Raw genomic sequence first — 21,262 nt, 5'->3', positions numbered from 1 at the left:
GAATTTTTCGGCGAAGGGCACCACTACATGGGGAGCCTCAACTACGACTTGGCACGGCTGAATGGCCCAGGTCAGGAAACGCACGGATTTACTGTCCGTGAATCCCAGACCGGGCCCGCTCTCTGGACAGGCACATTCGACGCCTCCGCTGGCTGACTGGCAACCTGAGTTACATGCGTAGCTACCTGCCCGGAATCCTGAGCGCGCTGACCGCGCTGGCCACCAACATCGTGCTGGACGTTTACACCGACGTGCCGATGCTCCTTCGGTGGGCTGTTGCAATTACTTGTTCATTGCTCGTCACCTTTGTCCTGATCAAGTGGCCCGAGCGCCGGCAAAAACGAAAAAGCAACGACGCAGTTTCCAGCTAGGACTGCTGCCCACGTGCCATCCGCGGAACGTTGGCGTCAGGGCATCGCAAAATCGGCCGATTCGTCCTTTCATGAAGAACCCTCGGCGGGACACTGCGAAGCTACGTCCCGGCCTCGCACCGTTGCTCCTCAAGCGAGGAGGACCGCTCATGTGGATGAGACGGCTGATTTCCATCCCGGAGGTCTTCCGGCACTGCGTTTATGGTCTCGCTCAACCCCTGAGACGAGGACGGGCTTTTCGGCTACAGCAGTACGTGGATACGGTGAAGTGGACAGGGGGCCTCGTGGGGGCGTCAATCACCCAGCCGAAAGAGCGAATGATGAGCAAGATGCACGCACTAAGAATTTCCTTTCTCATACTCGCAGGGCTCGTGGCGTCGCTGGTGTATATCCTCGCGGTGGGGTTGTTGACGGTGAGTGCCATCGGCGCCCGCGATGGCGCAGCTTTTAGTCTCAACAATTCTGTTGTGGCCATAACCGAGCCTCATGTCCCCTATCTTCAGATGATCTCCATCATGCTGTTGGGACTACTGGTCGCCTATGCTCTCCTCGTCGGCACAGGCAAGCAGCCGCCCCGAGATCGCATGGCCCTGTCGGGCGGCTTCGGTGTCGGCACGGCAGCGTTGGTGCTCTATTCATTTGCGGGCCTTGGAGTCTCCAACGCGAGGGCCAGCGTCGTAGAAGCGGAGCTGGCCGGGTGGAAAGGCTGGATTTACAAGGCTGGTAGCGACTCATCTGTGCACCTTCTATTGGCCCTGATACTCGCGTGGATGCTCTTGCAGATTCTGCAGGCTTCGAAGGCATCACAGGTGACCGAAGCTAAAAGCATCCATTAGACGCTCGAGGCTGGTGCCGCATTCCTACGACTACTGCACGAAATGTTGAACGTAGTCTGCACGACGACTCCGCGTCGGCACAAGGAACCCGCGGCGCCCAAACGCTACAGCCACCCTCGAGCTAGCGGGCACCCACCGGCATGCGTAACGAAGCGACCGCGGCCAGCGCCTGGCCGAGGTCCCCGCGCAGGTCACGGACATCCTCCACCCCGACCGAGAGGCGCACCAGATCCGTGGGGGCAGCCAGTGCGGTGCCACGGACCGAGGCATGGGTCATTTCCGAGCTGTAACAGACCAGTGATTCGACGCCCCCGAGGCTGACCGAGAGCCCGAACAGTCGCGTGGAGACGGCGAATTTCCGTGCTGCGGCCTCACCACCGGCCAACCGGACCGAGACGATGCCACCGAAGCCGTCCATCTGACGGGCGGCCAATGCGTGCCCGGGATCCTCGGGGAGCCCCGGATAGTGCACGGCGGCGATCTCCGGTTGCTCACGCAGCCATTCGGCGAGCGCCAGCGCGTTGGCCCCGTGGCGGTCCATGCGCAGCCCCAGCGTCTTCAGCCCGCGGGCGGCCAGATAGCAATCCTGCGGCCCGGCAACGGCTCCGGCGGCGAACTGCTGGAAGGCCACCAGTTCGGCCACCGGCTGTCCGCGATGGAGGGCATCGGCGACGACGACGGCTCCCCCGAGCACATCGGAGTGGCCGCCGATGTACTTCGTGGTCGAATGCACGACGACGTCCGCTCCCAGATCCAGGGGCCGCTGCAAGTAGGGCGAGGCAAAGGTGTTGTCCACGACCAGTAGCGCCCCGGCGTCGTGCGCGATCTTCGCCCATCCGGCGATATCGGCGACGGCGAGCAACGGATTCGACGGGGTTTCCAGCCACAGCACCGCGGTTCCGGCGGGGCGGACCGCTGCCCGCACCGCCGCCAGATCGGTGATATCCACCGCCGTGTTCTCCACGCCCCACCGGCCCAGGACCTGGGTGATGAGCCGGTGGGTTCCGCCGTAACCGTCGGCGCCCAGGATCACGTGGTCCCCCGGGGCCAGGACCGCACGCAGCAGGGCATCCTCGGCGGCGATGCCCGAAGCGAAGGCGTAGGCGCTCGTTCCGTGTTCCAACGCGGCGAGCTGGGTTTCGAAACCGTTGCGGGTGGGGTTGGAGCCACGCGAATACTCGTGGCCTGCGCGCAGGACGTTGATACCGTCCTGGATGAAGGTGCTGGTCTGGTAGATCGGCGGGATGACGGCCCCCGTCAGCGGGTCAGGCTCCTGCCCGGCGTGGATCGCCGTCGTGTTGAAACCCCGTGGAGGGGAGGTGGGCGGGAAGGTGGTCATGTCAGTTCTCCTGTCCTGCGGCGTCGAGGCACTGGCCCAGATCTGCGATCAGGTCCACCGGATCCTCCAAGCCGATGGAAAGCCGGATGGTGGTCTCCCCGATACCCGCAGCCACGCGTTGGGTCTCGGTGAGCCGGCAATGGGTCATGGCCGCCGGATGGGCCACCAGCGATCGGGTATCTCCCAGGTTGGCGACCAGCTTGAACAGCGCCAGCCCATCGATGAAGGGACCTACCGACTCGCCGGAGGCCGCCAGATCGAAGGAGAAGACGGAGACCATCGAGCGCGGGTCGGCCTCCGTTTCGGCCCGGAGCCCGGGGTGGTGGACGCGGGCAACTGCCGGGTGGGTCTCCAGGAACCGGGCGACGGCCAGGGCGTTGATTCCATGGCGGTCAACCCGCAGTCCCAGGGTTTCCAACCCGCGGCTGATCTCCGCAGCTGCCGGCGCCGACAGGCTGGGGCCCAGGTCGTGCAGGTACTTGCTGCGGGCCAAGGCAAGGTATGCGGCCCGGCCATGGCGTTCGATGAGCGTCAGTTTCCCGTATCTGGCCTTCGGCTTCGCCAATTGCGGCCACTTCAACGGATCGGCGGCGAAGTCGAAGCGGCCAGCGTCGACGATCCCCCCGGCCAGCGCCGTACCGTGGCCCCCCATGAACTTGGTGGCCGAATGCACCACGATATCGGCCCCGTGCTCGATCGGCCGGTACAGGACAGGGGTGGCCAGGGTGTTGTCCACGACCACGGGAACGCCTGCTGCGTGGGCGATCGTCGCGATCGTGTCGACGTCGGGCAGCGTGGAGAGCGGGTTGGTGATTGATTCGACCAGCACAGCCCGGGTGTCGGGCGTGATGGCCCGTTCCCAGGCGCCGGGATCGTCCTGGTCCACGAAGTCGACGCGGTAGCCGAAGTCGCCGAAGGAGTCCGTGAGCAGGTCCACGGTTCCCCCGTAGAGCTGCGAGGAAGCGACGACGTGATTCCCCCCGGGCAGCCGGACCCCGTCCTCGTCGCGTCCCCCGCCAAGCAAGGCCAGCAGGGCGATGGCTACCGCCGATTGTCCGGTGGCCGTGGCGATCGCCCCGATGCCACCTTCCAGGGCGGCCACCCGCTGCTCGAACCCGGCGACGGTGGGGTTCCCGGTGCGCGAGTAGGTGAAGCCGGGGGTGCGCAGTGCGAACATCTCCACGGCGGTGGCATGATCGGGAAATTCGAAGGCCGCCGAATGCACGATGGGCGGGGCCACGGCAAAGTGCGGTGCTGCCGGGATGTAGCCGGAGTGGATGGCCGCGGTGGCCGGGCCGAAGGGTGCTGCGGGGCGTTCCGGGGTGGTGGTGCTCATGGCGGGGCTCCTGGTCCAGTCGCTGGTGGTGGGAAACGGTGATTCGATGCCGTGCCGGCCGGAACCGGCACGGCATCGAATCGCAGGGGATCAGGCCCCGGTGACGCCGACGGGTTCGCCGGCGGTGAGGCCGGTCCGGGCGGCGCGGGCCGCGGCGACCAGATGGCGCAGGGACTCCTCGGTTTCGGTGTAGCCGCGGGTCTTCAGCCCGCAGTCCGGGTTGATCCACAGCCGGGAGGCATCCAGCCCCTGCAGGGCGGTGCCGATGAGACCGGCGATCTCCTCCTCGGTGGGCACCCGCGGGGAGTGGATGTCGTAGACACCGGGACCGATGCCGCGGCGGTAGCCGAAACCGGCCAGGTCGGCGACGACTTCCAGCCGGGAGCGGGCCGCCTCCAGGCTGGTGACGTCGGCGTCGAGGCCGTCGATGGCGCTGATGACCTCACCGAACTCCGAATAGCACAGGTGGGTGTGGATCTGCGTGGCCTGGCGCACCCCCGAGGTGGCCAGCCGGAAGGCGGAGACCGCCCACGCCAGGTAGGCGTCCTGGTCACTGGCCCGCAGCGGTAGCAGTTCACGCAGGGCCGGCTCGTCGACCTGGATGATCGCCGTGCCGGCAGCCTCCAGGTCGGCGATCTCCTCGCGCAGGGCCAAGGCGACCTGGTTCGCTGTTTCTGCCAACGGTTGATCGTCGCGGACGAAGGACCACGCCAGGATCGTCACCGGCCCGGTGAGCATGCCCTTGACGGGGTGCGCCGTCAACGATTGGGCGTAGCTGGTCCACTCCACGGTGATGGCCTTCGGCCGGGTCACGTCCCCCCACAAGATGGAGGGCCGGGTGCACCGCGAGCCGTAGGACTGGACCCACCCGTGCTCGGTGGCCGAGAAGCCGTCCATGTTCTCGGCGAAGTACTGGACCATGTCATTGCGTTCGGCTTCGCCGTGCACCAATACGTCGAGCCCGATATCCTCCTGCAGTTCGATCACCCGGGCGATCTCTGCCCGCAGGAACTGCTGGTATTCAGATTCGCTCAGTGTTCCCTTGCGCACCGCCGCCCGGGCTGTGCGGACCTCGGTGGTCTGCGGGAAGGAACCGATGGTGGTCGTTGGCAGCAGCGGCAGTGACAACCGTTCGCGTTGCGCCTGGGCACGTTCGTCGGCATCACCGCGTTCGAAGTCGGTCGGCGCCAGCGCTGAGGTACGCGCCTTCACGGCGTCGAGGTGAACCCCCGTGCCTTGGGCGCGGGCGGTACGGGCCGCGGTGGCTGCCTCGAGCTGCGTCCGGATGGCTTCGGCCCCTTCGGCCAACCCACGGGCCAGGGTCAACACCTCGCTGGTCTTCTCATCGGCGAAGGCCAGCCAGTCGGCCACCCCTGCGGGCAGGGAGGATTCCACGTCGAGGCGATGCGGGACGTGGAACAACGAGGTGGTGGTGGCCACCGCGGGCACCGTGGTGGTGTTTGCCAGGGTCTGCAGCGTGGTCAGCGAGGCCGACAGGTCGTTGCGCCAGATGTTCCTGCCGTCGACGATTCCGGCCACGAACCGGGTTCCGAAGGCCCCGATGCGCAGCAGCGTCTCCGCCTGGGGCTGCGCCCCGCGCTGGAGATCCGCGTGGACCGCTTCGACCCCGAGTTCGGCCAGCACCCCCAGGATCTCCCCCGGGGTGTCCCGGTCTCCGGCGGTGCCGTAGCCGGTGGTCACCAGCAGGGCGGGGCGGCGCCCCCCGTAGTAGGAGGTTCCGGCGTCGTCCGCTGCCAGCAGTGAGCGGTAGGCGCGTTCGGCGATATCGGCGTGGGCGGCCCCGCGGTCGGTGACCAGGCCCGGCTCGTCCAGCTGCACCCAATCGGCTCCGGCATCGGCCAGGGCAGCGAGGATCCCCCGATAGGCGGCGACCACGTCATCCAGGCGTTCCAACGGGTCAAAGCCTGCTGGTGCGCCGTCCTCGGCTTTGGCCAGGAGCAGGTAAGTGACCGGGCCGACGAGGACCGGGCGCAGTGTCCTGCCGGCGCCTCGGTGTTCGGAGATCAGGGTGGTCAGGGCGTGGGCCAGCGGGGCGAAGGTCGTCCTCGGACCGATTTCGGGGACGAGGTAGTGGTAGTTGGTATCGAACCATTTGGTCATTTCCAGTGGCTGGCGTTCGGCATCCCCGCGGGCCAGGGTGAAGTAGCCGGCCGTATCGATGGAGCCGTCCGGGCCGGCCAGATCGGCAAAACGGGAGGGCAACGCCCCCAGTGCCACGGTGGCGTCCAGGACCTGGTCGTAGAGGGAGAAGTCCGCGGGGATGGAGGAGTCGGTGGCGGATAGGCCCAGTTCGGTCAGCCGGGAGATGGTGTTTTCCTGGAGCTCTCGGCTGGCTGACTGCAGGCCGGCCGTGTCGAGGTTTCCTGCCCAGTGGGCGTCGAGTGCCTTCTTCAATTCGCGGTTCGGGCCGATGCGCGGGTAGCCGAGGATCGTTGCTGCGGGGAAGTGAGGGGTGCTCATGGTGGTGCTCCTGTCGGTAGTGGTCATTCCGTAGGTGGTTCGATGGGATTGGATGGGTGGCGAAGTAGCTCAGGCCGGTACTGCCGTGAGTCGGCCGGGGCGCGGGGCGGGGTCCCCGAATCGGCCGGTGAGGCCCAGGCGTCCGACGACGTCCAGCGGGCCGCGGTGGTCGTTGAAGGTGTACAGGTGCAAGCCGGGGGCCCCGTCGTTCAGGGCGTTGCGCCCCAGGTCGACGGCGGCTTCCACCCCGATGCGGCGGCGTTCATCGGCGTCGCGCGCGGTTTCCAGTCGGTGGGCCAGCACCGGATCCGGTTCGATTCCGGCCAGCCCACTGAGCCGGGTCAGCCGCCGCACGGAGTCGAAAGCGATGAGGCCCGGAACGATGGGAATGCGCACCCCGGCATCCCGGGCGGATTGCAGCAGGCGGGCATAGTCGCTGGGGCGGAAATACACCTGGCTGATGGCGAAATCGGCCCCCGACCGTTCCTTGGCCAGCAGCACCTCGACGTCGTGTTCAAAGGAGGGCGATTCGGGATGGCGTTGTGGGTAGGCGGCGACACCCACGGAGAGCCGTCCGGCACAGAGCGCCGCCGAATGGCGGCTTTCCACGTCACGGATGAGTTCGATCAGATGCCGGGCGAACGGCAGGTCACCCCGCGAGGTGGCCCGGTCCACCGGCAGGTCCCCGCGCAGGGCCAGGACGCCTCGGACCCCCGATCCGATGAGGCGTTCGATCAGGGAGGTCAACGACGCCCGGCTCTCTCCGACACAGGTCAGATGGGCCAGGGGACGCAACCTGGTGTTCGAGGCCAGGTGGCCGACGAGTTCCAGGGTGGCTTCGCGACGCTGAGGCGCCCCGCTGTAGGTCACCGCGACGTAGTCGGGCCGGGCCTGCGCCAATTCGCCGATGGTCTTCACGACCTTTGGAACCGCCGAATTGTCCAGCGGTGGGTAGAGCTCGAAGGACAGGGCCGGTGGGGCCGCGCCGTTGCTGTCATGGGGCATGGTTCTCCTCGCAATATCGGTGCGAGGGAGCGCACCGGCCTGCGCCGGATCGACCCCTGAACCGGAGCAGGGACAGGCCCTGGCTCCGGTGGGTTCGCGAATGCGTCTCCATCGCTTCTGGCGGGAGCACCGGCCGCCGTTTTCCCCGGATCCCGGGGTGGCGGTGGTTGCTGCGGCGTCGTCGATCCAGATCTCTCGGCCGCTCTTGATGGGTGGGTGGAACCATCTAACGCAGCCCGGATGTGCTCCGGCAAGCGGCGTCGTCACCGCCGCGTCATGATCGTGAATATGACCAGATGTTGCGCGGAATCGGCCTCCGAACCCGTCACGAAGGGCCCTCGGGGCGTCATATGACGCCACCATGACGGGAGACCGGGGGTAGGCGGTGGCGGCAAGGGCCGATGAGCCCTACCCTCGACCGGAACCGGTTCCTGCCTCGCCGTCGTCGGGGGTCCACCGCAGCGCCGGCATTCCCGGTAACGTGGAGCAGGTGAAAAATGCTTCCCCACCCATCCGTGTTCTGGCAGCTTGGCTGGCCGCGTTGATGGTCCTTGCCGTTGCAGCGGTCATCACCATCACCTGGGTGAACCAGAAGGTCTTCAGCCCCGAGCAACAGGTGAGCAAGTACTTCTCGCTGCTCCAGCAGGGCGAAGGCGGTCAGGCGTTGGGCCTCCTGGATCCCGAAGCCCCACCAGGCAATGCCCTGCTGCTCGACGGCGAGGCGTTGAAGTCATCCGTGGAGCCGATCCAGGACTTCCAGGTCGAAGATGCCCGTGAGGTCACCGACGGCAAGGTGGAGGTCCCCACCACGTATACGGTGGGCGAGCAGAAACACCAGACGGTGTTCCATCTGACCCGCAGCGGCAGGGATTGGCTGTTCTTCGACCGGTGGCATTTCGCGGCGACGGATCTGCCAGAGGTCACGGTCTCTGCGGATACCACCAACCAGGTCCTGGTCAACGGCGAGGATGCCCCGCTGGCCAAGGGCACCGCCACGCTTCCGGTCTTCCTGCCGGCCGTGATCGAAGCCAGCTACCGGGAAAAGTACTTCCAGGGGGCCAAACGCCAGGTGGTCATCGATTCCCCCTCCGCTGCAGGGACCGATGGATTGGAACTGACGACCAAGCCGACGGAAGAGCTGGTGCAGGAAATTGATGATCAGCTGCATCAGTATCTTGACGACTGCGCGGCCCAGCAGGTCCTCAAACCTGCCGGCTGCCCGCTCAGCTACAACACCGAATCACGGGTGGCCGGTGACTCGATCCATTGGAAGATCACCGATTATCCCGAGGTCAAGATCGGCCCCTACGACGGCGGGTGGGTCCTGCGTTCGCTGAAGGTCGGCACCTCGCTGAATCTGGTCGAACAGAATCTGATGACCGGGGCCAAAAGCGGGAACACGGTCCGTCATGACTTTGGTTTCACCGCCAAGCTGGAAGTCTCCGGCGATTCGGTCACCGTCACCCCCGTCGTCGGGGACTGATCGGCGCTATCTCGTCGGTTTCCCGCTGCTCGTCGGCGCCACTCCACCGCGGCTGCCATGGGGGCCTTCGGGTTCTTCAACGGTAGCGAAAACTGGTGCATTCAGTTTCCCTCTGCGCACGTGCTGCAACGCCCAGAGACCGGCGAGCAAGGCGATGATTCCGCCCGCGGCGATCGACCACCGGGCACCGAACTCGGTGCCGAGCCAGCCCACCAGCGGGGCGCCGATCGGGGTACCGCCTTGGATGACCATCACGTAGATGGCCAGCACCCGGCCGCGGAATCGCGGTTCGACGGAGAGCTGGATCGAGGTGTTGCAACTGTTCAGGAACGTCAGGGATGCCAACCCCACGGGAACCAACGCGATGGCGTACAACCAGAAGGTCGGCATGACCGAGGCCGCCGTGGTGAAGATGCCGAAGAGGATCGCCCCGCCGATCAGGTAGCGCAACCGGAACCGGCCCCGGCGGGCTGCCAACAGGGCGCCGGCCAGTGTGCCGACGGCCATGACCGAACCCAACAGCCCGTACTCCCCCGGGCCTACCCCGTAGACGCCGGTGGCCATCATCGCGTTGGTGATCTGGAAGTTCAGCCCGAAGGTGCCGATCAGGGCAGCCAGGATCAGGATCATCACCAGGTCGGGACGGCTACGAACATATTGCAGCCCTTCACGAATCTGCCGTTTCCCGCGGACCGCCGGTTTGGGGGTATATAGCAGTTCGGGCTTCATCTTCCAGATCGAGAACAGGACGGCGGCGAAGCTGGCGGCGTTGATCAGGAACGCCGGGGCGGTACCCACCGCGGCGATGACCAGTCCGGCGACGCCTGGCCCCGCCAACCGGGCCAGGTTGAAGGAGGCGCTGTTCAACGCCACGGCGTTGGGGACGTCGTCGGGTCCGACGATCTCCGAGACGAAGGCCTGCCGGGCCGGGGCGTCGAAGGCGCTGGCGATCCCGAGCACGAAGGCCAGGGTGTAGACATGCCACAGCTGCGCCGTTTCGGTGAGTACGAGCAGCCCCATCGCCAGGGCACAGAGGCCCATGATGGTCTGGGTGATCAGCAGTAGCCTGCGTTTGTTGTACCGGTCGGCCACCAGCCCCGCGTAGGGACCCAGGAACAGGATCGGCACGAACTGCAGGCCCGTGGTGATCCCTGCTGCCGTTCCGGAGTTGTCGGTGAGGATGGTGAGCACCAGCCAGTCCTGGGCCACGCGTTGCATCCAGGTGCCGATGTTCGACACCAGCGCGCCGGAGACCCAGAGCCGGTAGTTCGGCGATCCGAGGGCCTTGAACATTCTGCTCAAGAGGCGTTCATCTCCTTGAGCAGCTCGGCGGCACGGCTCAGCACGGCACGGTCGGCGGGGTCCAGGTCGGCGACGTGCCGAGAGAGCCAGGCGGTGCGTTGGCCACGGACGTCTTCCACGATGCCCCGGCCTGCTTCGGTGATGGCAATGAGGACCTGTCTGCCGTCCTCGGGGTTGGCCCGTCGTTCCACATAGCCTTGTTCCTCGAGTGCCTTGGCGATCCGGGTCATCGAGGGCGCTTGGACGCGTTCACGTTCGGCCAGTTGGCCCAGGGTGCGCGGTTCCTTCCACAGGCAGATCAGGACCGAATACTGTCCTGCGGTGACGGCCCCTCCCCCGACATCGACCCGGAGCCGACGCGATACACGCATGATCGCGACCCGCAGGTGGACTGCGAGATCGTCATCGACGACAGGTTCGGGGTTCTTCGGGGACACTGGGCTCCTGGTCTCGCCTCCGGGCGGATGGACGTCGTCCACCCCGGAGAATTAGTTGCTTAGCACTGCTAACCATACTCCGATGGTTTCGCCATCGCCATGGTCCCCGTCACGAGCACGGGAGCGCTCCGTCATGGGACGCTCCCGCAATCGCTCAGTCCAGTCCGCGCAGGTCCAACGTCAGCTCGGCATCGCCGTCCTGGCTCAGGATGACGGGGATCCCCCAGTCCTGCTGGTAGAGGTGGCAGGCCGCGTGATCGGGGATCGGCCCACCGGCTTCGCCATCACAGGCCGCAGCGCGGGCCGTGATGTGCAGGACGCCCTCGGGGACCTCCGGGTTCAATTCCAGACTCCGCTGCAGCCCGGTGGAGGTCCCGCCCCCGGAGAGCAGCAGTTCCTCCGGCGAGGAGGAGATCTTCAGTTGGGTGGGATCCCCCCACCGGTCATCGAGCTTCTGCCCCGTGGGAGCCGAGAAGCGCACACTGATCTGGTGTCCCCCCGGGGCGACAGGAGTCTGCGGGCGTTGGGTCTGCGAGGCGCCTTCGTCGACATTGAGCGCTTCCTTGGGCAGCGGCAGCCGCACCAACCGGTGCTGGTTGGTCTCGACCACCAACAGGACGGGGTCCCCGTCGACCGAGGTGTCCAGCAGCACGTCCGAGGGCTCGGCGAGGTCGCGAGCCAGGGTGGTGACCGTCGACGTGACGGGGTCATAGCGGCGCACCGCACCGTTGTAGGTATCGGCCACGGCCACCGAGCCGTCCGGCAGCACGGCCACCCCCAAGGGGTGTTGCAGGCGTGCCTCGGCCGCCTGTCCGTCGCGGAAACCGAAGTCAAAAAGCCCGGTGCCGATGGCCGTCTCGACGGCGCCGACGGATCCTGCCTCGTTCACACGCAGCACGCGCAGTGCCGAGGTCTCGGAGTCCGCCACCCAGATCTCACCTGCTGGCCCTTCGGCCAACCCCGAGCTCTGGGCGAACCACGACTGCCCGGGGTCCCCGTCTTCCAGACCCTCGAGCCCGGTGCCGGCGAAGACGTCCACGGCTCCGGTGATCGGGTCGAAGGCGAAGATCTGGTGGGTTCCGGCCATGGCGATAATGACGCGGGAGGACGTTGACGACCAGAGCACGTCCCAAGGCGAGGACAGTGAGGTGTTCAGCGGGTCGGCCCCCAGATCATGGATCCAGGCATCGGGATCGTTCGCCGCCTCCCCTGCCGCCCGCGCCTGCTCGGCGTCGAGGAGGCGTTGGACGCCGTTGCCGGCGATGGTGGTGACGTTCCCGGTGGCCAGGTCCACCCCGCGCAGCCGGTGGTTGACCGTATCGGCGACGATCAGGTCATAGCCGACCCGCCCTGCCACGCCAGCGGGCACTAGGGCCAGGCCCTGGGGTTCGTTGAAGGCAGCCGTCTGGGCCGTGCCGTCGGCATGGCCGCGTTCCCCCGAGCCGATGGTACGGATGACCGTCTTCAGGTCGGCATCGAGTTGGACGATCCGGTGGTGACCGGTGTCCCCGACCAGGAAGGTCCCATCGGGCAAGGTCAGCACCTTGCCCGGGAAGCGCAGATTTCCTTCGCGGGGTGCGGGGGCTACGTACGGGCCGTCGCCGCGGTTCAGCGTTCCCTGGGCCTCGTGTTCGGCCACGAGTTCTTCGATGAGCGATTCCAGGCCCGCGGCGTGCCCCTCCCCCGAGAGGTGGGCGGCCACGTAGCCCTCGGGGTCAAGGACCACCAGGGTCGGCCAGGCACGGGCCGAATAGGCCTGCCAGGTCTCCAACTCAGGGTCATCCAGAACAGGGTGGGCGATTTCGTACCGCTCCACGGCCGAGGCCAGGGCCACGGGATCGGCCTCGTGTTCGAACTTCGGGGAGTGCACGCCGACGATGACCAGCAGATCCCGGTACTTCTCCTCCAGCGGGCGCAGTTCGTCGATCACATGCAGGCAATTAATACAGCAAAAGGTCCAGAAATCGAGGATGACGATCTTGCCGCGGAGTTCCTTCAGTCCCAGTTCCTTGCCCCCGGTATTGAGCCAGTTGCGGCCCACGAGCTCTGAGCCCCGCACCCGGTAGGCGGCACGGACTGAATCGGTGGTGGAATCTGCACTCATATAACGGCTCCCGTTGGTAGTCGGCTGACAGAGGGTCTCAACCCCAGTATGGCTTCAGTTGTTCCCCGGTGCAGGGTCGATGACGGCTCACGACGACGGATCCGCCGCGGCCGCTGCTTGGAGGTCCGTGCGGGGGGGGCGATTCAGCCCAGTTCGTCCAGGGTGGCGCTCAGGATCCCCTCGGCCATCGTGGCGAACTTCGGATCGTCGATCCCGCTGGTCCCGATGAACGAAACCATGGCCATCTGGCCGGCCCGTTCGCCGATGAGGACCAGTGCCTGCTGTTCCAGGTCGCTGCCCTTCGAGGCCCTGCTCCACAGCAAGGCCGATTCCACCGCGGACTTCGCCCCCATTTTGGGGGTGCTGCTGCGGAGGGGGACCTCGGTGTCGGAAATTTGCAGGGTCACATCGGAGCAGTTTCCGAGCATTTGCTCCACGGTGGCGTAGTGCTTGCGGAGTTGCCCCCGGTCGGCAACCCGGGCGACTTCGATGGACCCCGTGGCTTCGACGCCCTCCGCGGCGAAGTCGGTCCGCGCCGGGTCCTGGCCGCCTTGGGCCGGTGACCAGTTCAGCTGCTTGACGGCATCCAGACAGGCGGCCGGATGGACGGTGGCCCCTTCCAGGGTGTCCTGAGGCGCCGCGGCCAGGGACTCCAGGTCGGCGTCGGAGGCCACCGCGGAAAGCGTGAAGTTATAGGAGGCAGCACGTTCTATGCCGGCCGCCACCGCCTCGGCAGCGGGGCCCGACGGCGTCGGCTGCGACGCGGCGGCAGGAGGTCCCGCGCTTCCGTGGGGGTCCGCCGAGGGTTCGGACTGTTCCCCGGCGTCGGAGGAGCAGCTGGTCACCGCGATGATGATGGCGACGATGAGAACAGCCAACGCCAACCAGCGGGCGACGACCAGCGCCGTCTTCTGGGCGCGGACTCCCGGCGGTGGCGTCCCCCCGGATGACTTACCTGCCACTGGCGTCGTACCTCCGGTCCTGTTCCTTCAGCTGCGCGAACATTTCGTTATAGGCCACCAGGTCGGCTTCATTATTCCGTTCAGCCTGTCGGTCTCGACGCACCGCTTCCCGGGAGTCGGATCTGTTCCACGTGACGACCACCCCCAGGGCCAACATCAACGTGGGCACCTCGCCGATCCCCCACATGGCCCCGGCACCGAGCTTTTGGTCGGCCAGGGCAGTTCCACCCCAGTCGCGGCCCATGTTGCCGAACCAGCTGGCCTGCATCAGCGATTCGCTGCCCATGATGGAGACACCATAGAAGGCGTGGAAACTCATCGTCGCCAACAGGATGACCAACCGCATCGGGTAGGGCGCGCGGCGCGGCAGCGGATCCCCGTCGATCATGTTCAGCGCGAAAATGTATCCGGTGAGCAGGAAGTGCAGATTCATCAGTTCGTGGCCGGTGTGCTCGGCCAATGCGAAGCGGAAGGCGTCGGTCGCGTAGAACAACACGATCGAGCCGGCGAAGTTCGCCGCGGCGAACAACGGATGGGTCACGAGTTTGGAGAACCACGAGTGGATCCCGGCGAGCAGCCATTCACGGGGCCCACGGGTCCCGTCGGTGCGTGCTGGGATGGCCTTCAGCGCCAACGTCATGGGTGTCCCCAGGACCAGGAAGAACGGGGCAACCATGGTCAGCGCCATATGCCCGACCATATGCATGGAGAACAGGACGACGCCGTAGACGGCAGGAGCCCCGGATGTGATGTAGAACAGGGCGATCAGCCCCACGAACCAGGCCACGGTGCGCATCACCGACCAGGAATCACCGCGACGGCGCAGCGTGCGGATGCCTTGGAGGTAGGCGATGGCCAGGAAGATGACGACCGCGATCCAGAGCCAGTCCATGCGCCAGACGGTCAGCCAGCTGGATCCGGTCAGTTCCGGGGGCAGGTCGTAGCCGGTGAGGATGCGGGCAGGGGTCGCTTCCGGGGGCAGTTCCTCGGGGACCGGAGGGGCCGTCCGTGAGAGGGCCGTCGCCACGGCCATGACTGCTGCCATGACGATCATTTCGCCGGCGACGATCCGCCAGGCGGTGGTGGTGGCACTGATTTTTCCGGCCATCAGCTTCGGGATGACCCAGCGTCGGTGCCCCAGGCCCATCACCCCCAACACCAGGGTCAGGACAGCCTTAATGAGCACCAGGCCGCCGTAGCCGCTGAGCAGCTGCGACCAGTGGTCCATCCGCACGGTGGCGCTCACTACTCCGGAGGCGAAGACCACGAAGAAGGCCAGCGTCGCCAGGGCCGAGAAGCGCTGCAGAACGACGCCGGCCAGAACCGGCCGGGTGGAGGAGAACTTCCCGGGGGCCCCTGCGTGGAGCAGCGGGGCTACGCAGGCCAGGACGACGATGCCGCCAACCCAAATACACAGGCCGAGCAGGTGCAGCAGGATCCCGTTGACGGCGCCCCAGTGATCGTCACCTCCGGCGGCGTGGCCGATCAAGGACAACGGGATGATCCCGAAGAGCGAGAAGACGGCGCTCAAGCCCACCCCGACAGGGGACCGGACCACGAAGGCCAGGGAACTGACCACGGCGGCGATGACGATCATCCAGGCCCAGGCCTGCCCCAATGAGATGTTGAGGATGTAGTCCTTCATCGAGTCCGTGTAGGCGGCATCCGCCGACAGCGGCAGACCTGACACATCGGAGAAGGTCAGGATCAGGACGGCCACCGCGGCGAGCGTCCACACCATGGCCGCACCGGCAGCAATATTCATGGTGCGGGCAAAAGCTGGGTGGACCTCCCCGCCATCGGTCCCAGGGGAGCCTTTGCGGGCCCGGTGCGGTTTGGTTGAACGGGGCAGGACGGTGGCCGCAAAGACCAACGCGCCGACGGTGATGGCCATGGCGCTGTGGTGGATCAGCGTGGCAAACGGGAGGGCCCAGCGGGTAAAGGCTCCCGGGTCCGAGAGTTCGGTACCCTGAGCCGCTCCGGAGAATTGCAGGGCCAGCACGAGGACGAGGGCGCCGATCGGGATCGCCGGCAACACCAGTTCCGGGCGCCACGTCGGGGAGGGTCGGCGCTTTGGCCCACCCGAGCCGACACCGGACGCCTTCTCCGGTAGTACGCTCTGGCTCATCGTTGCCTCTCTGTCAGCATGGCTTCATTCTCTCACCTTCGGTCGTACCCACACTGCCGTCGTGGCCCGGCTCACCCTCGCTGGGGACACCCCTCATGCGAAGAACGTTTCCCCGACGAACCCTCCCTCGGCGCACCCCGGGGGGATGGCGTAGACGGCCGAACCGATCGGGGTGGTCCATTCGTTGAGCATGTCCGACTCGTCCAGTCGACGCTGGATCGGCAGGAACTGCCGGTCAACGTCGGCCTGGTAGGAGGCGAAGAGCAGGCCCGAGCCGGGCATCCCATGGGAGTCCGGGGCGCCGTCGTCGTAGTTGTAGGCTCGCCGGATGATCTTTTCCCCGGGTTTCTGCGCCGTGGCCCGGGCGACGTGGCTTTGCGGGGAAATGACCTTCAGGCCCCCGTCGTCGGTGGCCGCCAGATTCGGGACATCGTGTTCCTTGCTTCCGGTCAGTGGGGCACCCGAACTCTGGTGCCTGCCCAAGGCAAAGTCACGTCCCGGTCGGTCCACCCGATCCCATTCGTCCAGGTCCATGGCGATCCGGCGCAGTATCAGCGATGTGCCCCCCGGCGTCCAGGCAGGGATCCTGTCCCCACCCCAGAGAGCCTGCTCCCGGGCCTGCCGTAGCGGGTTGCCGGTGCCATCGAGCTGGCCGAAGAGGTTGCGCATGGTCGCCCCGGCCGGGGCCGAACCGTAGGCGCTCCGGAACCCTCCCTGGGCCCACCGGAATCGGGTGAAGGAGCGGGCGTCCTTGAGTAGCATCCGTTGTGCGTGGGCCACGGCCAGCGGGTCATCCGAGCAAATCTGCAATAACAGGTCAGTTTGCCCGTATTTCTCGGTGAGCTGGTCGATTCCGAAGGCCGGCAGGGGCCGCAACCATGCGGGCTTCTTCTTCGGGGCTACGGCATCCAGCAGTCCGGGGCCGAAGCCGAAGGTGATACTCAAATTCGACGGGGAGACCGCCAGCTCCGGTTCACTATCCGCCAGCGGCGGGCGCCCGGCACATAGCCGGGACGCGTCGTCGCTGAGCAGGCGTAGGAGTCGGCGGATATCGTCGGCCGGTGGATGTTTCTGACCGTCGGGGGCCAGCAGGTCCAACCCCACGAACCCCGCATGGGCCTGCGCGGTGGTATCGATCCCTGCCTGCCGGTCCCCATGAAACTCGACGATCGATGTCGCGTTTGCCCCGTCCTCGTCGCGGCCCGTCACCGGTTCCGGGGCTTCCCCCGAAGCCAGCGCAGTTGCCGTTCCGCCGGCCCCCGCTGCGACACCAACAGCGGCACCTGCGGCTCCGAAAAGGAAGCTCCGCCGTCGCGGATGGCGCGCGGTGACGGGACATCCTTCCTCGGGGTTTGTGTTGCGGGGCACCACTACTTCTGCTCGCTATAGGACTCGTCGGCACCGCTGTAGTCCTTCGTGGTGAAGGGCACGACCGCCGTGGACCCGTCGGCGTACGTCAGCGTGATGTCCACGGGGTCTCCGGCCTTGAGCTCGTTCTTGAGCTTCATCAGCATGATGTGGTCCCCGCCGGGTGCCAGCTCAGCGCTCTCCCCCGCAGGAATACTGATGCCGTCCTCCTTCTCCTGCATCGACGTCGAGCCCGAGGTCCCTGCCATTTCGTGCAGTTGGACCATCCCTGCCTCGTCGCTCTGGGCCTTGACCAGCACCGCCTCGGAATCTGAGGTATTGGTCAGGGTTCCGAAGGAGCCACTCATGTCGGCGTCGGTGGCCTTGGTCCAGCCGTCCTGGACCTCCACTGCGTGTGCCTGATCGCTGGCGGTCTGCGCGGATGAGGAAGAGCCGGCATCTGCGGCGTTGTCGGCGTTCGCGGCGCAACCAGCCAAGGCCAGTGAAGCTGCGGCCACGAGGGCGGCGGCTGCGGTGGAACGAGGGGCGGAAAGGGTGATGTTCATGTCGAAGTCCTTGGGGTTATGGCGCAGGAGCGCCTGAAGCTGTGGTGGATGGCCCTCGCGGGCCCCGACGGGGCGACGCAGGGCAGACAGTGCCGTGGCAGGGGCGCCCGGGGTGTTCCGGCGCGTGCAGGGCCTGCGGGTGTTCCTCGGCTGGGGCTGAGCTAGCGGCCGGAACCTGACTGGCGGCGCACCTTGGCGAACACGACGCCGGCTGCGGCGATGACCGCAACGGCGATGATGATCCAGATCAGTGCTGTCGGCAGGCCGTCGGTGCCAGTTGACTGGGCATCCGGGGCCTGGGTCGCGGAGTCATCCTGCGCCGCGGGTGCCGACGAGGCGGCGTTCGCCGTCGTCTGGGCAGCCGCGGAGGAGGATTCCGCCGCCGGCGTGGAGGCAGGTGCCGACGCCTCGCCTTGTTCGCCCTCGACGGTGAAGGTCAGCGCCTCGTTATTGGCACTGGTGCCCTCAATGGGGTGCCCATCGCTGGAGACGGCTCGCCAGGTGAGCGTGTACTCCCCGGCAGGCAGCGCTTCACCGAAGTCGATGGTGAGCACATTGCGGCTGATCGAAGTTTCGGCGTCGTACTTCTTACCCCCGGCATCGGCGAGGCTGACCTCCGTGCCGATGGACTTGAGTTCGCCACTGAAGTTCAGATCCACTGATTTCAGCGGTTCGGTGACCGTTGCCCCATTCTTTGGTGTGGAGCCGATCAGCGAATCATGGGCCAGTGCGGCGGGTGCGGTGCTCAGTCCCAGCGCAAGCAGCAGGGCTGCGGCCGCAGCGGCCAGCACGGCGCGGAGGGCTCCTGGCCGTTGGAGGAGCATTGCCTGGGGCGTGCGAGAGGTGGTGTGTTCGTTGTTCATATGTTGTCCTTTGGTATCCCCGCCGTGCGGGGCCTGCATTCGACGTCTCTAGGATGCGAAGGCGGGAAGGACGGGCGGACCCCGGTGACGCAACGCGCGCAAGGGTACGCCCAGGTCCGGAAGACCGGGGACCTGGACGCGGACCAGACGTGGCGGCGCGGACCTGACGATGGGGTGCCGGGGACGCAGTATTCTGCGGGGGACGGCCAACCCGAGCACCTGCATCAGGGCCAGGGCCGCCAGGGCGCCTTTGCGCAGAACCAGAATGGTCAGGACTGCGGCAGCAACGTGGGCGAACCACATGGCCAGTCCCATGCTGGAGCCGTGCACTGCCGGGTTCACCGCCCCGGAGAGCAGGGCGTTGGGGTCGACGGTGATCAGATGACCCGCGTGGGCCCCGGTGCCGCCGGCGGAGAGCAGATGCTGGCCATCGCCACCGTGGTGGCCACCGAGCATCCCGAAGGCCGCATGGTAGATCCCCTGGCTGATCAGCACGGCAGCCGTGGTGCGCCAGAGAGAAAGGGCACGACCCGCCAAGGCGGTGCACACAGCACCGGACAGGACGAGGATAAGCGTCAGCAACGCTGGTTCGGGCAGCGCACCTCCGGCCACCGTATGTGAAGCGGCGGCCAGTGTTGTGGCGGCCAGGGCACCGAGCCATCCACGCACTAGGCGCAGGCTTCGATACTCCACGACGGCTCCCCTGAAATGGGCACTGACTGCCACTGATGATCCATCAGGGATTCTACGCCATGTAGAAGCTTCTGCCGAAGCGGGCCACCCTGAACCAACAGAGGGCCCGTTCCACCACTTGGTGGAACGGGCCCTCGTGACCGCTGGTGCGGGAACTACTTCTTGGAGACGGCAGCCTTCAGCTTCGAGCCGGCGGTCAGCTTCACGGAGTGGCCTGCCGGGATCTGGATGGTTTCGCCGGTCTGCGGGTTGCGGCCGGTGCGGGCGGCACGGTCGGTGCGCTCGACGGCGAGCCAGCCCGGGATGGACACCTTCTCGCCCTGGGAAACCTGCTCGACGAAGGTGTCGAACACTGAATCCAGCACGGCGTTCACGGCGACCTGCGAGTTGCCGGTCTTCTCGGCGACGACTGCAACGAGTTCACTACGATTCAAAGCCAATGTATTTCCTCCTGGACTAATTCGTGCCCGCCCGTTTCCGGCCGGGTTGCCCTGCGGTTGCGGGGACTACTGTGAAGGAAACTATCAGGCCTCACTGACGGACACGCCCAGTTTTGGGGCGTTTGGCCGGAATTTTTTGAATATTCCCTGCAAATTGGCGGTTTTTGGGTCATAACCGGGCATTTTCCCTCTGGCTCCCCCTCGGCGCGGGGTGTGCGGATCGGTGCCGCGAAAGCCTTGAGGGACACGGCGGCGGCTCGGTACGCTGGAGGTGACGAACATTCGGATCCAAGGCGGTGCCCGCGATGAGGCCAGAACCATCCTCCTCCCATGATGCCGCCAGGCTGCAGGCTGCCCGTTACCGGGACGCCCAGGACGCAGCGCTGGAAACCACCCCCGTGGACGAGTACGAACGCCGGTCGGGAGAGCTGTTCAGGGCCAAAGCCGAACGGGCGGGTATCGACGTCCAAGGCGCCCCGGAAGCGCCGCCGACCTTCCATGCGGCCGATGTCGCCGGGGAGGTCGCCACGCCCAGCATCGACCGGGCCATCGCCCGGGGTGACTTCGATAACCTCGCCTACGCCGGCAAACCGCTTCCCTCACTGGATTCCAGCGACCCCGACTGGTGGATGAAGTCGCTCATGCAACGTGAGCGGATCAGCGGTGTCGGACCGCCGGCCCTGCTGCTGCGGACCGAGGACGCCGCGTTGGATGCCACCCTTGATGCCTTGCCCGGGGAGTTCGCCGTCCGCGAGATGGTCGCCGATTTCAACGCCCGCATCCACGAGGCCCGGCGCCAGTTGTTGGGTGGGCCCCCGGTCATCACCGATCCCCGGGATCCGGAGGAGGAGGTCCGTCGCTGGCGTGAACGCCGGGCAACCGACGGGCCACCGGTCGCCCCGGCACCGCGCACCGACCCACCCGGCAGCGGGGGACAATTCCGCCGGGTCTGGGCCTGGCTCTGGTCGCCGTCGAGCTAGCTCGAAGGAAAGGACCCCTGACGCCCCGGCGGTGCAGGAGGCGCTTCGGGCATTAAAAAACCCGGGGCCCCTTCTGATGCCAGAAGGGGCCCCGGGGAAAATCGCTGGTGTTTACCAGGACGACTTGGTGATGCCCGGAAGTTCGCCACGGTGGGCCATGTCGCGGAAGCGAACACGGGAGATGCCGAACTTCTGGAACGTACCGCGCGGGCGGCCGTCGATGGAGTCGCGGTTACGCACGCGAACCGGCGACGCGTTGCGGGGCAGCTTCTGCAGGCCCAGGCGGGCCTCTTCGCGTGCCTCGTCGGTAGCGTTTTCGTTGATCAGGGTCTTCTTGAGCTCGGCACGCTTCGCGGCGTAGCGCTCCACGATGACCTTGCGCTGCTCGTTGCGAGCAATCTTGGACTTCTTAGCCATGTGTTTAGCGCTCCTCTCGGAAATCGACGTGCTTGCGAACCACCGGGTCGTACTTCTTCATGACCAGACGGTCAGGGTTGTTACGACGGTTCTTGCGGGTCACGTACGTGAACCCGGTACCGGCAGTCGACTTGAGCTTGATGATGGGGCGTACATCCTGGACTCTTGCCAT

Annotated in this window: 20 protein-coding genes; 4 read left to right on the top strand and 16 right to left on the bottom strand. The window is 66.5% G+C overall.

The genetic code is table 11. The annotated features are described in order from the left end of the window. The first annotated feature begins 173 nt into the window (after positions 1-173). Positions 174-371, top strand: a complete 198-nt coding sequence (locus FM101_RS15355; RefSeq protein ID WP_087001250.1) for a hypothetical protein — start codon at positions 174-176, stop codon at positions 369-371. Between the two features lie 320 nt (positions 372-691). Beyond that, on the top strand, positions 692-1,207 hold the full coding sequence (locus FM101_RS15350; RefSeq protein ID WP_143269310.1) for a hypothetical protein: 516 nt from the start codon (positions 692-694) through the stop codon (positions 1,205-1,207). A 121-nt stretch (positions 1,208-1,328) separates the two neighbouring features. Here FM101_RS15350 and FM101_RS15345 read toward each other — a convergent pair whose 3' ends face one another. The 4 genes from FM101_RS15345 to FM101_RS15330 all read right to left on the bottom strand — a co-directional run bounded on the left by FM101_RS15345 (position 1,329) and on the right by FM101_RS15330 (position 7,368). Then, positions 1,329-2,546, bottom strand: coding sequence for a cystathionine gamma-synthase (locus tag FM101_RS15345; RefSeq protein ID WP_087001245.1), 1,218 nt, complete (start codon positions 2,544-2,546; stop codon positions 1,329-1,331). A gap of 1 nt (position 2,547) precedes the next feature. Further along, positions 2,548-3,882 (bottom strand): O-acetylhomoserine aminocarboxypropyltransferase/cysteine synthase family protein, encoded by a 1,335-nt coding sequence (locus tag FM101_RS15340; protein ID WP_087001243.1) that lies wholly within the window; start codon positions 3,880-3,882, stop codon positions 2,548-2,550. Between the two features lie 90 nt (positions 3,883-3,972). Beyond that, positions 3,973-6,363, bottom strand: a complete 2,391-nt coding sequence (gene metE / locus FM101_RS15335) for a 5-methyltetrahydropteroyltriglutamate--homocysteine S-methyltransferase (protein WP_087001240.1) — start codon at positions 6,361-6,363, stop codon at positions 3,973-3,975. A 69-nt stretch (positions 6,364-6,432) separates the two neighbouring features. Continuing rightward, complete coding sequence (locus FM101_RS15330) at positions 6,433-7,368, bottom strand: methylenetetrahydrofolate reductase (RefSeq protein WP_087001239.1); 936 nt, start codon at positions 7,366-7,368, stop codon at positions 6,433-6,435. A 490-nt stretch (positions 7,369-7,858) separates the two neighbouring features. Between FM101_RS15330 and FM101_RS15325 the strand changes: the two genes are divergently transcribed. Beyond that, a complete protein-coding gene (locus tag FM101_RS15325) occupies positions 7,859-8,851 on the top strand; it encodes a hypothetical protein (protein ID WP_087001237.1) in 993 nt (330 codons plus the stop codon). Between the two features lie 6 nt (positions 8,852-8,857). On the opposite strand, the gene FM101_RS15320 is transcribed toward FM101_RS15325, so the two are convergent. The 10 genes from FM101_RS15320 to FM101_RS15275 all read right to left on the bottom strand — a co-directional run bounded on the left by FM101_RS15320 (position 8,858) and on the right by FM101_RS15275 (position 19,693). Further along, a complete protein-coding gene (locus FM101_RS15320; RefSeq protein WP_087001234.1) occupies positions 8,858-10,144 on the bottom strand; it encodes an MFS transporter in 1,287 nt (428 codons plus the stop codon). Between the two features lie 5 nt (positions 10,145-10,149). Continuing rightward, complete coding sequence (locus tag FM101_RS15315) at positions 10,150-10,590, bottom strand: MarR family winged helix-turn-helix transcriptional regulator (RefSeq protein ID WP_241895334.1); 441 nt, start codon at positions 10,588-10,590, stop codon at positions 10,150-10,152. A 154-nt stretch (positions 10,591-10,744) separates the two neighbouring features. Further along, positions 10,745-12,694, bottom strand: coding sequence for an NHL domain-containing thioredoxin family protein (locus FM101_RS15310; protein WP_087001232.1), 1,950 nt, complete (start codon positions 12,692-12,694; stop codon positions 10,745-10,747). Positions 12,695-12,837: 143 nt separating this feature from the next. Further along, on the bottom strand, positions 12,838-13,656 hold the full coding sequence (locus tag FM101_RS15305) for a hypothetical protein (protein WP_087001230.1): 819 nt from the start codon (positions 13,654-13,656) through the stop codon (positions 12,838-12,840). Further along, entirely contained in the window at positions 13,646-15,784 is a 2,139-nt protein-coding gene (locus FM101_RS15300; RefSeq protein WP_087001228.1) for a cytochrome c oxidase assembly protein, read from the bottom strand. Before FM101_RS15300 ends, FM101_RS15305 begins: the two co-directional genes overlap by 11 nt. A 93-nt stretch (positions 15,785-15,877) precedes the next feature. After that, positions 15,878-17,152, bottom strand: coding sequence for a Dyp-type peroxidase (locus FM101_RS15295; protein ID WP_087001226.1), 1,275 nt, complete (start codon positions 17,150-17,152; stop codon positions 15,878-15,880). A 2-nt stretch (positions 17,153-17,154) separates the two neighbouring features. Beyond that, positions 17,155-17,697 carry a copper chaperone PCu(A)C gene (locus tag FM101_RS15290; RefSeq protein ID WP_087001224.1) on the bottom strand — a complete coding sequence of 181 codons (543 nt, stop codon included), beginning with the start codon at positions 17,695-17,697 and terminating at the stop codon, positions 17,155-17,157. Between the two features lie 161 nt (positions 17,698-17,858). Then, on the bottom strand, positions 17,859-18,560 hold the full coding sequence (locus tag FM101_RS15285) for a copper resistance CopC family protein (protein ID WP_179204350.1): 702 nt from the start codon (positions 18,558-18,560) through the stop codon (positions 17,859-17,861). A 48-nt stretch (positions 18,561-18,608) separates the two neighbouring features. Further along, entirely contained in the window at positions 18,609-19,286 is a 678-nt protein-coding gene (locus FM101_RS15280) for a hypothetical protein (RefSeq protein WP_087001220.1), read from the bottom strand. Positions 19,287-19,408: 122 nt separating this feature from the next. Continuing rightward, a complete protein-coding gene (locus FM101_RS15275; protein WP_087001218.1) occupies positions 19,409-19,693 on the bottom strand; it encodes an HU family DNA-binding protein in 285 nt (94 codons plus the stop codon). A gap of 305 nt (positions 19,694-19,998) precedes the next feature. Here FM101_RS15275 and FM101_RS15270 point away from each other — a divergent pair, with 305 nt between their 5' ends. Continuing rightward, the gene (locus FM101_RS15270) at positions 19,999-20,673 is read left to right on the top strand and encodes a DUF1992 domain-containing protein (RefSeq protein WP_087001216.1); all 675 of its coding nucleotides are present in this window, start codon (positions 19,999-20,001) and stop codon (positions 20,671-20,673) included. A gap of 111 nt (positions 20,674-20,784) precedes the next feature. On the opposite strand, the gene rpsN is transcribed toward FM101_RS15270, so the two are convergent. Beyond that, a complete protein-coding gene (gene rpsN / locus FM101_RS15265; RefSeq protein ID WP_087001213.1) occupies positions 20,785-21,090 on the bottom strand; it encodes a 30S ribosomal protein S14 in 306 nt (101 codons plus the stop codon). Positions 21,091-21,094: 4 nt separating this feature from the next. Further along, positions 21,095-21,262 carry a 50S ribosomal protein L33 gene (gene rpmG / locus FM101_RS15260; protein WP_087001211.1) on the bottom strand — a complete coding sequence of 56 codons (168 nt, stop codon included), beginning with the start codon at positions 21,260-21,262 and terminating at the stop codon, positions 21,095-21,097.

The organism is Arthrobacter rhombi (genome assembly GCF_900163545.1).
Taxonomy (GTDB): domain Bacteria; phylum Actinomycetota; class Actinomycetes; order Actinomycetales; family Micrococcaceae; genus Arthrobacter_H; species Arthrobacter_H rhombi_A.
The sequence above is the reverse complement of the archived record's forward strand: the minus strand, read 5'-3'. Positions and strand labels throughout refer to the sequence as shown.